12 protein-coding genes are annotated in these 14,777 nt (G+C 64.0%); 8 read left to right on the forward strand and 4 right to left on the reverse strand.

Annotated elements, in window-relative coordinates:
* Positions 1-169: 169 nt before the first annotated feature.
* The 3 genes from frc to K288_RS0100105 form a co-directional block, all read right to left on the reverse strand.
* Positions 170-1,447 carry a formyl-CoA transferase gene (frc, locus tag K288_RS0100095; RefSeq protein ID WP_027577753.1) on the reverse strand — a complete coding sequence of 426 codons (1,278 nt, stop codon included), beginning with the start codon at positions 1,445-1,447 and terminating at the stop codon, positions 170-172.
* 158 nt (positions 1,448-1,605) lie between these two features.
* On the reverse strand, positions 1,606-3,336 hold the full coding sequence (gene oxc / locus K288_RS0100100; protein WP_027577754.1) for an oxalyl-CoA decarboxylase: 1,731 nt from the start codon (positions 3,334-3,336) through the stop codon (positions 1,606-1,608).
* A gap of 61 nt (positions 3,337-3,397) precedes the next feature.
* Positions 3,398-4,093: a GntR family transcriptional regulator gene (locus K288_RS0100105; protein WP_152535338.1), complete on the reverse strand. Its 696-nt coding sequence runs from the start codon at positions 4,091-4,093 to the stop codon at positions 3,398-3,400.
* A gap of 217 nt (positions 4,094-4,310) precedes the next feature.
* Here K288_RS0100105 and K288_RS0100110 point away from each other — a divergent pair, with 217 nt between their 5' ends.
* The 3 genes from K288_RS0100110 to K288_RS0100120 all read left to right on the forward strand — a co-directional run bounded on the left by K288_RS0100110 (position 4,311) and on the right by K288_RS0100120 (position 8,609).
* On the forward strand, positions 4,311-6,440 hold the full coding sequence (locus K288_RS0100110) for an acetate--CoA ligase family protein (protein WP_027577756.1): 2,130 nt from the start codon (positions 4,311-4,313) through the stop codon (positions 6,438-6,440).
* A gap of 112 nt (positions 6,441-6,552) precedes the next feature.
* Positions 6,553-7,398, forward strand: coding sequence for an IclR family transcriptional regulator (locus K288_RS0100115; protein ID WP_043159069.1), 846 nt, complete (start codon positions 6,553-6,555; stop codon positions 7,396-7,398).
* Positions 7,399-7,547: 149 nt separating this feature from the next.
* Positions 7,548-8,609 carry a 2-dehydropantoate 2-reductase gene (locus K288_RS0100120; RefSeq protein WP_160168904.1) on the forward strand — a complete coding sequence of 354 codons (1,062 nt, stop codon included), beginning with the start codon at positions 7,548-7,550 and terminating at the stop codon, positions 8,607-8,609.
* A gap of 77 nt (positions 8,610-8,686) precedes the next feature.
* Here the strand turns inward: K288_RS0100120 and K288_RS0100125 are convergent, their stop codons facing one another.
* Entirely contained in the window at positions 8,687-10,264 is a 1,578-nt protein-coding gene (locus tag K288_RS0100125) for a winged helix-turn-helix domain-containing protein (RefSeq protein WP_027577759.1), read from the reverse strand.
* A gap of 277 nt (positions 10,265-10,541) precedes the next feature.
* On the opposite strand from K288_RS0100125, the gene K288_RS0100130 reads away from it, so the two are divergent.
* From K288_RS0100130 to K288_RS0100150, 5 genes are all read left to right on the forward strand, one after another.
* Positions 10,542-11,297 carry an SDR family oxidoreductase gene (locus K288_RS0100130; RefSeq protein WP_027577760.1) on the forward strand — a complete coding sequence of 252 codons (756 nt, stop codon included), beginning with the start codon at positions 10,542-10,544 and terminating at the stop codon, positions 11,295-11,297.
* A gap of 100 nt (positions 11,298-11,397) precedes the next feature.
* On the forward strand, positions 11,398-11,748 hold the full coding sequence (locus K288_RS0100135; protein WP_244443016.1) for a cupin domain-containing protein: 351 nt from the start codon (positions 11,398-11,400) through the stop codon (positions 11,746-11,748).
* A gap of 53 nt (positions 11,749-11,801) precedes the next feature.
* Complete coding sequence (locus K288_RS0100140) at positions 11,802-12,758, forward strand: MBL fold metallo-hydrolase (RefSeq protein ID WP_084799433.1); 957 nt, start codon at positions 11,802-11,804, stop codon at positions 12,756-12,758.
* A gap of 62 nt (positions 12,759-12,820) precedes the next feature.
* Positions 12,821-13,486, forward strand: a complete 666-nt coding sequence (locus K288_RS0100145; protein ID WP_027577763.1) for a nitroreductase — start codon at positions 12,821-12,823, stop codon at positions 13,484-13,486.
* Positions 13,487-13,858: 372 nt separating this feature from the next.
* Positions 13,859-14,752, forward strand: coding sequence for an NmrA family NAD(P)-binding protein (locus K288_RS0100150; RefSeq protein WP_027577764.1), 894 nt, complete (start codon positions 13,859-13,861; stop codon positions 14,750-14,752).
* Positions 14,753-14,777: the final 25 nt, after the last annotated feature.

Here is a 14,777-nt window from a genome sequence, read left to right on the forward strand (position 1 = left end):
CGTGATCTGGGGACTATTTAATGTATACCAGATGCCAGAAACAACGCATTTGTTTGCATAGCAGCATCCGTCTTTTGCAATGCAGCATAAATCGGTTGTTTGGCATTCCAAATGTCAAAAAGGCCGGCGGGTTCCCGGCGGCCTTTTTGCTTCTAAGTTGCTGATTCTCTTACTCAGCGGCCTGCTTCTGCGGCGGGTCGAGCGCGCCGGAGTCGTGGATTTCGGCGACCTGGTGATCGGTGAAGCCGAGCACCTGGCGCAGCACCTCGTCGGTGTGCTCGCCAAGCAGCGGCGAGCGCAGGACGTCGCTCGGGCTGTCCGACAGCTTGATCGGGTTGCCGACCGACAGGTACTTGCCGCGGGTCGGGTGGTCGACCTCGACCACGGTGCCGGTCGCGCGCAGCGACTGGTCCTCGGCGAGTTCCTTCATCGACAGGATCGGGCCGCAGGGGATGTCGTACTGGTTGAGGATCTCCATCGCCTCGAACTTGGTCTTGGTCGTGGTCCACTGTTCGATGCGCGCGAAGATCTCGTTCAGCCGCGGCAGGCGGGCCGGGGGCTTGGCGTAGTCCGGATGCGTCTTCCAGGTAGGCTCGCCGATCACGTCGCAGATCTTCTCCCAGACCGGCGCCTGGGTGATGAAGTAGATGTAGGCGTTGGGATCGGTCTCCCAGCCCTTGCACTTCAGGATGCGCCCGGGCTGGCCGCCGCCGGAATCATTGCCCGCGCGCGGCACGGCGTCGCCGAACGGAATGCCTTCGCCGAACTGGCTGTATTCCTTGAGCGGGCCATGGCCGAGGCGCTGCTGGTCGCGCAGCTTGACGCGGCAGAGGTTGAGCACGCCGTCCTGCATCGCCGCCGTCACCCGCTGGCCCTTGCCGCTCTTGGTGCGGTGGAACAGCGCGGTGACGATGCCGAGCGCGAGATGCAGCCCGGTGCCGCTGTCGCCGATCTGCGCGCCGGTGACGAGCGGCACGTCGTCGCGGAAGCCGGTGGTGGAGGCCGCGCCGCCCGTGCACTGCGCGACGTTCTCATAGACCTTGCAGTCCTCATACGGGCCCGGGCCAAAGCCCTTGATGGAGGCCACGATCATCTGCGGGTTGATCTGCTGGATCTTCTCCCAGGGAAAGCCCATGCGGTCGAGCACGCCGGGGCCGAAATTCTCCACCAGCACGTCGCACTTCTTGATCAGCGCGGTCAGGACTTCCTTGCCCTTCGGGTTCTTGGTGTCGAGCGTGATCGAGCGCTTGTTGTGGTTGAGCATGGTGAAATACAGGCTGTCCACGTTCGGGACGTCCTGCAACTGGCCACGCGTGATGTCGCCGACGCCGGGGCGCTCGACCTTGATCACGTCGGCGCCGAACCAGGCCAGGAGCTGGGTGCAGGTCGGCCCCGACTGGACATGGGTGAAATCGAGAATACGAACGCCCGTAAGCGCCTTAGTCATCTGTCCTCTCCTTGTTACTACCTGTTGCTGTCATACCCGCGAAAGCGGGCATCCAGTAATCAGCGTCGATTCAGTCGGGCTCAGTGTTCGCCTCACGTCGTTCAGCGGTTACTGGATTCCCCGCGATCCGCGGGGAATGATGCCGACAGGTTGATCCGTCACTTCTTCTTCAGAACGCTCTGCGGATTGAGATTGCCGATGCGGCCGCTCTCCGAGCCCGCCGCCGGATCGATCACCGCGTTGATCAGGGTCGGCTTGCCGGAGTCCATCGCCGCATTGACGGCACGCTTCAATTCATCCGGCGAAGTCGCGTTGACGCCGACGCCACCGAACGCCTCGATCATCTTGTCGTAGCGCGCGCCCTTCACGAACACCGTGGTCGCGGGATCGACGCCGGCCGAGTTGGTGTCGGTGCCGCGATAGATGCCGTCATTGTTGAAGACGACAACGCAGACCGGCAGGTCGTAGCGGCAGATGGTCTCGATCTCCATGCCCGAAAAGCCGAAGGCGCTGTCGCCTTCCACCGCGAGCACCGGCTTGCCGGTCTCGATGGCGGCTGCGATCGCATAGCCCATGCCGATGCCCATCACGCCCCAGGTGCCGACATCGAGCCGCTTGCGCGGCTGGTACATGTCGATGACGCCGCGGGCGAGGTCGAGCGTGTTGGCGCCTTCGTTGACGAGGATGGCGTCGGGCCGCTCCTTGACGACGGTGCGGAGCACGCCGAGCGCGCCGTGATAATCCATCGGCGAAGCATTGCTCATCAGTTTCGGCGCCATCTTGGCGACGTTCTCGTCGCGCTTGGAGTTGACCTTGGTGGTCCAGTCGGCGGGCGGCGCCGGCCAGTTGCCGCCCATGCCCTCGAGCAGGGCAGTGACGCAGGAGCCGACATCGCCGACCAGGGGAGCTGCGATCTCGACGTTGGAATCCATCTCCTTCGGCTCGATATCGACCTGGATGAACTTCTTTGGCGCGTCGCCCCAGGTCTTGCCCTTGCCATGCGAGAGCAGCCAGTTGAGGCGGGCGCCGATCAGCATCACCACGTCGGCATCCTTGAGCACGGTCGAGCGCGCAGCACCGGCGGATTGCGGATGCGTGTCGGGCAGCAGGCCCTTGGCCATGCTCATCTGCAGGAACGGCGCGCCGCTCTTCTCGACGAAGCTGCGGATCGCCTCATCGGCCTGCGCGTAGGCCGCGCCCTTGCCGAGGATGATCAGCGGACGCTTGGCGCCCTTGAGCACGTCGAGCGCGCGCTTGACTGCGGACGGGGCAGGGATCTGCGCCGGCGCCGCATCGATCACCTTCACCAGCGACCTCTGGCCGGCTTCGGCGTTCATCACCTGCGAGAACAGTTTGGCCGGCAGGTCGAGATAGACGCCGCCCGGACGGCCGGACACCGCGGCGCGGATCGCACGGGCAAAGCCGATGCCGATATCCTGGGCATGCAAAACGCGGAACGCTGCCTTGCAGAGCGGCTTGGCTATGGCGAGCTGGTCCATTTCCTCATAGTCGCCCTGCTGCAGGTCGACGATCTCGCGCTCCGAGGAACCGGAGACCAGGATCATCGGGAAGCAGTTGGTGGTGGCGTGCGCGAGTGCTGTGAGGCCGTTGAGGAAGCCGGGCGCCGACACCGTCAGGCAGACGCCGGGCTTCTTGGTCAGGAAGCCGGCGATCGCCGCCGCGTAGCCCGCGTTCTGCTCATGGCGGAACGACAGGACGCGAATGCCTGCCGCCTGCGCCATGCGGCCGAGATCCGTGATCGGAATGCCCGGCACGCCGTAGACGGTGTCGATGCCGTTCAGCTTCAGCGCGTCGATGACGAGATGGAATCCGTCCGTCAGTTCTTGTTCCGTGCCCGGTGCTTCGGTTTTGGCGGCGGTATTTAGCATGGGCCTAGTCTCCCTCTGGCTTTTTTGGTTCGGACGAGTTCGTCGTCTTCTGAGTGACGCGTTAGCTGAAAAGTTCCTGGCCGTGCGCTTCGACGTAAGCGGCAAGGCCAAGCGTGTGGTCGCGTGCGCGCTTTTCGGCGAGCTCGGTATCGCGCGCTTCCAGCGCCTCGATGATGCCGAGATGCTCGGGTAGCGAGGTCGCGGTGCGATCCTTCCGCCCGATCGTGAGCTGCCGGTAGCCGCGCACATGCAAGAGAATGTCGTTGGTCATATCGACCAGGACCTGATTCTCGGACAGCGAGATCAGTGCCTGATGGAAGGCGATGTTGGCCTTGGAATATTCCTCGATGTGATCTTCCGGCCTGCGGTCGCTGCTGAAGTCCTTGAAGAAGTCGCGCAGCGCCGTGATGTCTTTCTTGCGCGCGGTGGTCGTGATCAACCGTGCGGCCATGCTCTCGAGCGCAGCCCAGGCGCGGATCATGTCGACGATCTCGGTCTTGGTGCGGCGGACCACGACGATGCCGCGGCGCGGCACGGTTTTGACGAAACCGTCCTGCTCGAGCATTGCGATCGCTTCGCGGATCGGGGTGCGGCTGACGCCGAGGCGCTCGGACAACGCACGCTCATCGAGCATCACCGGCTCGGGCGTCGTGTAGATGTCCATCTTGAGAATAGCTTCCTTCAAGGCTTCATAAGCCTTGTTCTTGAAGCTCGTCTCTGGCGCGATACGGACGATCGCAATATCTGCCTCAGCCATAGCAGGCGATGCCTTGGTTTCCTTCGGTGTTGGCACGACTCGTCTCCTCCGTTTGGAAGACGCCTTCTTAGCAGAAGAAATGCCCTTAGGTTTTTGGCATGCCAAATACCAGAATGTCAAGTTGCCGTTGTTTTCTGCATCCGGCGGGAGAAGACCGGCTTGACTTTTTGGCTTCTGGCATACCAAATGCCATAAAATTTGTCCCAGGAGGAAGCCCATGTCAAATTCAAAAGATGCCGTCCGCAAAGTTCTCGATGCTGTCAAAGCGGACAAGCGCACGAGCCTGACGGCGCCGGAGGGCAAATTGGTCTGCGACGCCTACGGGATCCCGGTCCCGAAGGAGGACGTCGCCAAGTCCGCGGCCGAGGCGGCGCGGATCGCGTCCGGCATGGGTTTTCCGGTGGTGATGAAGATCGTCTCGCCGGACATTCTCCACAAGACCGAGGCCGGCGGCGTCGTGGTCGGCGTCAAGACGGCTGCCGAAGCCGAAAAAACCTACGAGACGATTCTCGCCAACGCCAAGAAGTACAAGGCAGACGCCAAGATCGAGGGCGTGCAGGTCCAGCAGATGCTGGGCGGCGGCACCGAGGTGATCATCGGCTCGATCACCGACGGCTCGTTCGGCAAGCTGGTCGCCTTCGGCCTCGGCGGTGTGCTGGTGGAAGTCCTGAAGGACATCACCTTCCGCCTCGCGCCCGCGACCAAGGAAGACGCCCTGTCGATGCTCGACGGCATCCAGGCGCACGAGATGCTGAAGGGCGTGCGCGGCGGCGATCCCGTCAACCGCGAGGCGCTCGCCGATGTCATCGTCAAGGTCTCGCGGCTCGTGAGCGATTTCCCTGAAATCGTCGAGCTCGACCTCAATCCGGTCTTCGCCACCAAGAAGGACGCGATTGCCGCCGACGTGCGCATCGTCGTCGATTTCGACTACAAGCCGCGCCCGGCGCCGCGCCCGACCGAGGAAATCGTCGCTGCGATGAACCGCATCATGCAGCCGAAGGCGGTCGCCGTGATCGGCGCGTCCGCCGAGGACGGCAAGATCGGCAACTCCGTGATGAAGAACCTCATCAACGGCGGCTACAAGGGCGAGATCTATCCGATTCATCCGAAGGCGCCCGAGATCCTCGGCTACAAGGCCTACAAGAGCGTCAAGGACGTGGCCGGCGTGATTGACGTCGCGGTGTTCGCGATCCCAGCGAAATTCGTTGCCGGGGCACTTGCCGAATGCGGCGAGAAGAAAATTCCCGGTGCCGTGCTGATCCCGTCCGGCTTCGCCGAAGCCGGCGCGCCGGAACTGCAGGCCGAGATCGTCGAGGTCGGCAAGAAATACGACATCCGCCTGATGGGGCCGAACATCTACGGCTTCTATTACACACCAGCTAATCTCTGCGCGACCTTCTGCACCGCCTACGACGTCAAGGGCCATGCAGCATTGTCATCGCAGTCCGGCGGCATCGGCATGGCAATCATCGGCTTCTCGCGCTCGGCGAAGATGGGCGTCTCCGCGATCGTCGGCCTCGGCAACAAGTCCGATATCGACGAGGACGATCTGCTCGCCTTCTTCGAGCAGGACCCGAACACCAATCTGATCGCGCAGCACTGCGAGGACCTGAAGGACGGCCGCGCCTTTGCGGAAGCTGCCAAGCGGGTCTCGAAGAAGAAACCGGTGATCGTGCTCAAGGCCGGCCGTACCTCGGCGGGTGCGAAGGCAGCGAGCTCGCACACCGGCGCGCTCGCCGGCAACGACAAGATCTACGAGGACGTGTTCAAGCAGTCCGGCGTGATCCGCGCCCGCAGCTTGAGGCAACTGCTCGAATTCGCCCGCGGCGTGCCGGTGCTGCCGACGCCGAAGGGCGAGAACGTGCTGATCATCACCGGCGCCGGCGGTTCGGGCGTGCTGCTGTCTGACTCCGTGGTCGACAACGGCCTGTCGCTGATGCAGATGCCGCCGGACCTCGATGCGGCGTTCCGCAAGTTCATCCCGCCGTTCGGCGCCGCCGGCAACCCCGTCGACATCACCGGCGGCGAGCCGCCGATCACCTATGTCAACACGGTGAAGCTCGGCCTGTCGGACGAGCGCATCCACGCGCTGATCCTCGGCTACTGGCACACCATCGTGACGCCGCCGATGGTGTTCGCGCGCAACATGGTCGAGGTGAAGAAGGAGATGGAGGCCAAGGGCTTCGTCAAGCCGATGGTGGCCTCGCTCGCCGGCGACGTCGAGGTCGAGGAGGCTGCCGAGTATCTCTATCAGCACGGCATCCCGGCCTATGCCTATTCGACCGAACTGCCGGTCGAAGTGCTGGGCGCCAAGTACAAATGGGCGCGCGGCGCGGGTCTGCTCTGATCAGGTGACGATGAATGCCGCTTCGACAAGCGTCGGAGCGGCATTTTGATCGAACGCTTCGGGTGAGGGGACTCTCCATAAACTCGGTCTGTGTCTGGAAATGCAGGTCGCGATGAAGAGAGACGTGATCCGGCGCAAGTCCATCGAGAAGACCAACGCGGATCCTGAGGCCGATTCGCGCGAGGGCGGCGTGCAGTCCGTCGACCGCGCGCTTTCGATCATCGAGACGCTAGCCGAAGACGACGAAGGCTACCGCCTGAGCGATCTTGCCATCCGCACGGGGCTGTCGACTTCGACCGTGCACCGTCTGCTGGCAACGCTCGAAAGCCGCCGCTTCGTGCAGTTCGACCGCACCGAATCGAAATGGCATGTGGGCGCCCGCAGCTTCACGGTCGGCGCCACCTTTGCGAGGCGCCGCAACTTCACCGCCCAGGCGATTCCTTACCTGCGCAAACTGCGCGACCTCACGCGCGAGACCGCCAATCTCGCCGTGGTCGACGACGAGTTCATCGTCGTGCTGACCCGCATGGAGAGCCGCGAGATCATGCGTTCGCTGACCAAGGTCGGCGGGCGCGTGGCGATGGTGGCCTCCGGCGTCGGCAAGGCGGTGCTGGCGACCTATTCGGACGACGACGTCAGCGCGATCATCCGCCATCACGGCATGCCGCGGCTGACGGAGAAGACCATCACGCGGCCGGGCGACCTGTTCAGGGAACTCGAACGTGTCCGCCGCCAGGGCTATGCCGTCGACGACGAGGAAGCCTGCATGGGGCTGCGCTGCATCGCCGCCGTCGTCCACAACGATTGCAGCGAGCCGCTCGCGGCAATCTCGGTCTCCGGCATGACCAGCCGCCTGACCGACGATCGGCTGGTCACGCTCGGCCAGACCGTGCGCGAAGTGGCGGCCGAACTGACGGCGGCGCTCGGTGGCGTGGTGCCTGCGATGAAGCCTGACTGATTCATCAGTCCTCATCGCCAAGCGGTGGAGGCAATGCCGCGTTGCGCGATGCGGGCATTTGGCGAAAGACCCAAATCCTCTAGAGTGGCCCACAACGGGCCAGTGAACCGCTTGCTTCCCTGGCCGCAAGAACAATGCGGGGAGAAAGCATGGGTCGGAAGATAGCTATCGTCGGAGCTGGTGCCGTCGGCGGGTATGCGGGTGCTCATATGGTGCAGGCGGGTGAGGACGTCACGTTCATCGATCCCTGGCCCGAGCACGTCGACCACATGAGGGAGCACGGACTACGCGTCACCCATGCACGGGACGTCGCGGAGTTCTCGGTTCCCGTGCGCGCGCTGCACATCACGGACGCACAGCAACTCGCCAAGGAGAAGCCGGTCGACATCGCCTTCGTCTGCATGAAGTCTTACGACACGGCCTGGGCGACCATGCTGATCCAGCAATATCTGGCGCCGGACGGCTATGTCGTGTCGCTGCAGAACCGCATGAATGAAGAGACGATTGCCGGCATCGTCGGCTGGGGCAAGACGCTCGGATGCATTGCCAGCAGCATCACGGTCAACCTGCCTGAGCCCGGCCATATCCACCGCGGCGCGGGGAAGGGCGGGGCGGCACACACCGTATTTCGCGCCGGTGAAGTGCATGGCCGTCTCACGGCACGGGCGGAAGAAATCTGCCGTCTGGTTGGCTATTCCGACAGCGCCAAGGTGACCGGCAATCTCTGGGGCGAACGCTGGTCGAAACTGGTCGCCAACGTCATGGGCAACGGGCTCTCGGCCTGCACGGGGCTGCCGGGCGGAGACATGTTGCAAAGCGAGCCGATACGCCGTTTCTCCACCCGGCTCGGCAGCGAAGCGATCCGCGTCGGCCAGGCGCTCGGCTATCAATTGGAGGAGATCCTGCACCTGCCGCCTGAGACGATCGCGCGGGCCGGAGAGGGAGACGAGACGGCGATGCGCGCCTGCGACGAGCAGCGCTTCAAGGACGGCAAGCGCACCTCCTCCGAGCAGCGTCCCTCGATGGGCCAGGACATGCAGAAGGGCCGGCGCACCGAGATCGAATTCCTCAACGGTTTCGTGGTCCGCGAAGGCGAGAAGATCGGCCTGTCCTGCGCGGCCAATGCCGTGCTGACGGACCTCGTCAAACGCGTGGAGCGGAATGAGCTGAGCGCGGATCCGCGGCACATCACGGAGCTGCGGTTGAACTGAGGTGCGCTCGCAAGAGCGGAGCAGGCCATGCTACCCCTCTTCACCACTTCACATGATTGGCCGGAAAACCGCGCGCCTCACTCCGGCAGCCCCGCCTTCCGCAACCCATCCGCGAAGGTCGCGAGGTCCTCCGGCCGGCGGATCGGGAGCCAATCCGCGAGATTGGAGACGCGCAGCGTGGGGTCGAGCTCGCGCAGATGCTTCATCGCGCGCTGCGCCTCGTCCGGCCGGCCCGCGAGCGCATGGCTCGCCGCGATCACACTGACGACCATCAGGAAGCTCGGCAACTCCCGGAAGGCTTTCTCCGCCCACGACGACGCGGCGTCGAAGCGCCCCGCGAACAGATGCGCCGCCGCCAGTCCGGCCTGCATGCGGTAGAGTTCGGGGTCGAGTGGGCTCAGCCTCATGGCGTGCGCGAAGTGCTCGATGGCGGCGTCCGGCTCGCCGTTCCAGGTCCGCAGGAATCCCGCAAGGAACCAGGCCGACGCGAGATTGGGATTGAGCACGAGCGCCCGGTCGAGCAACGCGATGCCGCCGGCGACGTCATCGGTGAGGTGGGCGAGCGCATGCCCGCCGCGGGTGAGCGCGACCGCATCGTCCCGGCCGAGGTCGACGGCTCGGCGCGCCAGGCGGGCACCCTCGGCGATCTCGCCTGGGCGATCGGTCATCCAGCCGTTGACCTTGCGCCAGAAATAGCACCACGCCGCCACCGCATAGGCCGACGCGAAATTCGGGTCGCGCATGAGCGCGTGGTTGAACTGGCCGAGCGCCGCGTCGATCGACTCCCTTGATCCCAGATGGAGTTGCGCCATGCCGCGCAGATAGTAGTCGTAGGCGTCGAGGCTTTCGGTTGGCTTGCGCTTCGCGCGCTCGATCTCGGCCCGCTCGAGCTGCGGTGCGATCGCGCCGACGACGGCCTCGGTGACCTGATCCTGCAGCTCGAAAATATCATCGAGCGCGCTTTCGAAGCGCTCGGCCCACAGATGCGTCCCGGTGGTGGCATCGATCAGCTGCCCGGTGATGCGCACCTTGTGCGCCGCCTTGCGCACGCTGCCTTCCAGCACATAGCGCACGCCGAGCTCGCGGCCGACCTGTTTCACGTCGACCGCGCGGCCCTTGTAGGTGAAGCTCGAATTGCGTGCGATCACGAACAGCCAGCGAATGCGCGACAAGGCCGTGATGATGTCCTCCACCACGCCGTCGGTGAAGTACTCCTGCTCGATGTCGCCGCTTAGGTTCAGGAACGGGAGCGCGGCAATGGAGGGCCTGTCGGGGAGGGTCGGCGCCTCTGCGATGGTCCTGCCCGGTGCGTCGGGCTCGGTGCTGACCGCGGCGGAGCGACTGGCGATCTCGCTGACGTCGCCGACGAACCGGAATCCCTTGCGGGCGAGCGTTCGAAGCAGCCGCTGGTGCTGCCCGCTGTCGCCGATGGCCTTGCGCGCCGCATTGATGTGACTGGTCAGGGTCGATTCAGAGACGATCCGCCCGGCCCACACGGCATCCAAAAGCTCGTCCTTGCTGACGACGTGCTCGCGGTTCCGCACCAGATGGAGCAGCAGGTCGAAGACCTGCGGCCCGACGGCGATCGGCTCGGCGCTGCGCGTGAGCTCCCGCCGGTCCGAGTCGATCACGTAGTCCTCGAACGCGTACTGCACGTCGCCCTCTCATCGCCGCTCAAGCCATTGATAGCACGGCGATCATCGCCGAAGCTCGGCCGACTTGTCGCGCCGGCAAAGCAAGCGGAAACTGCCGGAACAGCGGGGCGCTTTCTTGGCACGTCTTGCTCTTTTGTCCCACTGTCTTGGACGGAAACCCACGCGAAATTCAATCGCGCCTCAAGGCCGCCTCAAGGCTTTCCGGCCGCCGATCCGGCATCCTCCCCGTCGAAATCACAACCTGACACTCCCTTGCATACCCTTGGAGGGCAAAATCATGAAAATTGTCGTCATCGGAGGCACCGGCCTCATCGGATCAAAGCTCGTCAAGAAACTGCAGGAGAAGGGTCACGATGCCATCGCGGCCGCGCCCAATACCGGCGTCAACACCATCACGGGCGAGGGACTGAAAGAGGCGCTCTCCGGCGCACAGGTCGTCGTCGATCTGGCGAACGCGCCGGTGTGGGAGGACAAGGCGGTGCTCGAATTCTTCGAGACCTCGGGCCGCAACCTGATGGCCGCGGAAAAGGCCGCCGGCGTGAAGCATCATCTGGCGCTGTCGATCGTCGGCAGCGACCGCAGTCCCGACAGTGGCTACCTCCGCGCCAAGGTGGCGCAGGAGAATCTGATCAAGGCGTCCGGCATTCCCTATACGATCCTGCGCTCGACGCAGTTCTTCGAGTTCGTCGGAGGCATCGTCAAATCGGGCGCAGAGGGCGATGTGGTCCGGCTGTCGCCCGCGCTATTCCAGCCGATTGCCTCGGACGACGTGGTCGCCAACTTGGCCGAGCTGACGCTCGCACCGCCACTGAACGGCATCGTCGAGGTTGCGGGCCCGGAAGCCTGTCCGATGGACCAGTTCGCGCGCAAGTTCCTGGCCGCGAGCGGCGACCAGCGCAAGGTGATCGCTGACGTGCACTGGCGCTACTTCGGAGCCGAGCTGAACGACCGCTCGCTGACGCCCGGCGATCGCCCCCGCCTCGGCTCCATCCGCTTTGACGACTGGCTCAGCCGCAACGCGGCTCATGGCTGAAGCACAGGAGATAACCATGATCATCCGAGCGGGTGCCGGGCAACGAACGAAAGAGGCGACCATGACGATCAAACTCGTTGCGTTGGCTCTTCTGTGCCTCATGACCGGCACGGCGGTGGCTCAGGAGCCTAAGGTCACGTCACTCATGTCCAAGGATCTTCCGGAGAGTCCCGGCAGGGAAGCTCTGATGATCACGGTCGAGCATGCGCCCGGCGGATCGAGCGCTATCCACCGACACAACGCACATGCGTTTGTGTACGTGCTGGAGGGCTCCGTCGTGATGCAGTTGAAGGGAGGACAACAGGTGACGCTGACACCAGGACAGTCCTTCTATGAAGGCCCCGATGACGTCCATGTCGTCGACCGGAACGCAAGCAGCACCCAGCCGGCGAAGTTCCTGGTGGTCTTGATCAAGGACAAGGGGGCCCCAGCGCTCGTGCCCGCACAGTGACTGTTACGGCAACTCAAGTACTCGAAAGGCAAGGCAGTCAGCAGGAGACAAGCATGAGCTCGGACAACACTTCACACCCCTCGGTCAAGTACTGCGTCGACAGCGTGAACGCGAAGTATATCCACGGTAGACCTGAGCCCGAGTTGGTTCCGTCGCGCTACGCGCTGAAGGTCGGCGCGATTGACGTGCTGGTGGTTAGCGATGGGGTGCTATCGCTGCCAGGCGCGATGTTGGGCCACAACGTTGACCCGTCCGTCCGGGCGGCCTGGCTGGAGGACATGTTCCTGCCGCCGGACGTGCTCGAGTGGGCGCTGAACGTGGTCGTGGTGCGTAGCGGCGGCCGGACCATACTCATCGACGCTGGGATGGGGGCGGAGTTTCCGGACTTGCCGCGGGCCGGGCGGACGGTCCAGCGACTGGAGGCCGCCGGCATCGATCTCGCGTCCGTGACCGACGTGGTGCTTACCCACATGCACATGGACCACGTCGGCGGGCTGCTCGTCGACGGAGTGAGGGAGCGGCTGCGTCCGGACCTGCGCATCCACGTGGCGGCCGCCGAAACCAAGTTCTGGGAGTCGCCCGATTTCTCCCACGTCTCCATGCCGCCGGGGTTCCCGGACGCGCTTCGGCGGACGGCCAAGCGGTTCTTGCACGAGTACCAGAGCCAGTTGCGGACGTTCGAGGAGAAGCACGAGGTGGCGCCGGGGGTGCTCGTCACACGCACTGGCGGCCACACCCCCGGGCACAGCGTGGTCCGCCTGGCATCCGGCAGCGACCGGCTGACGTTCGCCGGCGACGCCGTATTCCAGGTCGGGTTCGAGCACCCCGACTGGTACAACGGCTTCGAGCACGACCCGGAGGAGGCGGCCCGCGTCCGTATCAGTCTTTTGCGGGAGCTGGCGGCGAACCGCGAGTCGCTGGTGGCCACTCACCTGTCGTTCCCGTCCGTCTGCCATGTGGCGGTCGACGGCGACGTCTTTCGTTGGGTGCCGGGCCCCTGGGAGTACTGATCGCCGAACGAGACCACAGCATGCGTTTGAACGAAACGGATGGCCGGCGGGAGGCGATCACTATGGACGTATATGAGGCAGTCACAAGCCGACGGGCGGTGCGCGGATTCAAAGACGAGCCTGTGTCGAGGGACGTGCTTCAGCGCGTGCTGTCCGCCGCCGCTTGGTCGCCGTCCGGATCGAACATCCAGCCGTGGAACATCTACCTGCTGACCGGCGCGCCGCTGGCCGAGCTCAAGACACGCGCCGTCGAGCGCGTGTGCCACGGCGACCCCTGGGACGGGCGGCAATACGAGATGTACCCGCCCGCGCTGAAGTCCCCATACGGGGAGCGCCGATCCGCCTTCGGCAAGGAGCGCTACAGCGCGCTCGGCATTGCGCGCGAGGACTGGGAGGCGCGCCAGCGGGCGGCCATCGGCAACTGGAACTGTTTCGGCGCGCCCGCAGCCCTGTTCTGCTACATCGACCGCGACCTGGGCCGGCCCCAATGGGCCGACGTCGGCATGTATCTGCAGACCGTCATGCTGCTGCTCCGCGCCGAGGGGCTGCACAGTTGCCCGCAGATGGCGTGGTCGCAGGTTCGCGAGACGGTCGCGGAGGTCCTGTTGCCCTCGGACGGGCTCATCCTGTTCTGCGGCATGTCGATCGGGTACGAGGACCCTACGGTGAGTTACGCCCGTACGGGCCGCGCCCCGCTCGACGAGACGGTCACGTTCGTCGGCGGTTAGCCGCAACACTCCGATCGACGGTTTCATTGGATAGTTCGCTGCATCTGCTCACGGCATCAAGTGGCCCTTCGCGTCGTTTTGCGACGATGCTTTCGGAGCGACGCGGACATTCAGAAAGCCGCGCTTACCGAACCGGATTTATGAGTACGCGTCCCAGAGCGTGATGACTTTTCTTCGAATAGTCATGCCGCTCTAGCTCTTTGTTTGAGCATGATCTTTTTCGGAAAATCGGTCCCCACTTTTCCGGATCATGCTCTAGCTGAAAAATAGGGAGAATTGGCGCCGGCAGCAGTTAGTCCGGAAGCCGCTTGACTGATAAGAGCATATACCCATATATTTAGGAGCATATGCTTCTAACGAAGGATTCTCGTCATGAGTGAAGCTGAGTTTCTTGTGAGCGGTGCTACCGGACACACCGGCGGTGCTGCCATCGACGAACTGCTCAAGATGGGCAGGCGCGTGCGGGCCTATGTGCGCTCGGACGGTGAACGGGCCGCTGCGCTGCGGGCTCGCGGCGTCGATATCGCGGTCGGCGATTTCACCGACATCGACCGCATCCGTGCGGCCATGGAAGGCATTCGATCGGCCTATTTCCTTCATCCGATCGCGCCGGGAATCATCGGCGCCACTGCCTATTTCGCGCAGGCTGCGAAGGAGGCGGGCGTTACTGCTATCGTCAACATGTCGCAGATCTCGGCGCGCCGGGAGGCGAAAAGCCATGCTGCGCAGGACCACTGGGTTGCCGAGCGGGTCTTCGATTGGTCAGGTGTCGCAACGACGCATCTCCGTCCCACCTTCTTTGCCGACTGGCTTGTCTACCCGCATCTCGGCAAGGATATCTGGGCCAGGAAGAAGATCGAATTTCCATTCGGGAACGGCCGTCACGCGCCCATCGCCAGCGAAGACCAGGGGCGAGTCATCGCCCACATCCTGGCCAATCCAAAAGGCCATGAGGGCAAGACCTACACGCTTCATGGCCCGGTCGAGATGAACCATACGGAGATCGCCGCCGCCATGAGCAAGGTCCTTGGCGCCAAGATCGAGTATGCGCCGACCTCGATCGAGGAGTTCAAGCAGAACATGGAGCAAGTGCTCAAGTTTCCCCCGTTCCTGGTGCAACACCTCGTCGAAGTCGCGCAGAACTATCGCGATGGCATCTTCGCGGGCACGAACGACAACGTCGAGAAGATCACCGGGACGCCCGCGCTTTCGGTGCCCGCTTTCATCGAAAAATACCGCCACGTCTTTGTCGGACAAGGGCGCTGAAGGTTCTGATCATCAACGGAGATCG

The organism is Bradyrhizobium sp. Ai1a-2 (assembly GCF_000426245.1).
Classification (GTDB): domain Bacteria; phylum Pseudomonadota; class Alphaproteobacteria; order Rhizobiales; family Xanthobacteraceae; genus Bradyrhizobium.

Excerpts from the sequence above, each read along its gene's own strand:
- K288_RS0100110 (WP_027577756.1), top strand. The coding sequence starts at position 4,311 with ATGTCAAATTCAAAAGATGCCGTCCGCAAAGTTCTCGATGCTGTCAAA.
- K288_RS0100145 (WP_027577763.1), top strand. The coding sequence starts at position 12,821 with ATGGACGTATATGAGGCAGTCACAAGCCGACGGGCGGTGCGCGGATTC.
- frc (WP_027577753.1), bottom strand. The coding sequence starts at position 1,447 with ATGACTAAGGCGCTTACGGGCGTTCGTATTCTCGATTTCACCCATGTC.
- K288_RS0100130 (WP_027577760.1), top strand. The coding sequence starts at position 10,542 with ATGAAAATTGTCGTCATCGGAGGCACCGGCCTCATCGGATCAAAGCTC.
- K288_RS0100135 (WP_244443016.1), top strand. The coding sequence starts at position 11,398 with ATGACCGGCACGGCGGTGGCTCAGGAGCCTAAGGTCACGTCACTCATG.
- oxc (WP_027577754.1), bottom strand. The coding sequence starts at position 3,336 with ATGCTAAATACCGCCGCCAAAACCGAAGCACCGGGCACGGAACAAGAA.
- K288_RS0100115 (WP_043159069.1), top strand. The coding sequence starts at position 6,553 with ATGAAGAGAGACGTGATCCGGCGCAAGTCCATCGAGAAGACCAACGCG.
- K288_RS0100140 (WP_084799433.1), top strand. The coding sequence starts at position 11,802 with ATGAGCTCGGACAACACTTCACACCCCTCGGTCAAGTACTGCGTCGAC.
- K288_RS0100105 (WP_152535338.1), bottom strand. The coding sequence starts at position 4,093 with ATGGCTGAGGCAGATATTGCGATCGTCCGTATCGCGCCAGAGACGAGC.
- K288_RS0100150 (WP_027577764.1), top strand. The coding sequence starts at position 13,859 with ATGAGTGAAGCTGAGTTTCTTGTGAGCGGTGCTACCGGACACACCGGC.
- K288_RS0100120 (WP_160168904.1), top strand. The coding sequence starts at position 7,548 with ATGGGTCGGAAGATAGCTATCGTCGGAGCTGGTGCCGTCGGCGGGTAT.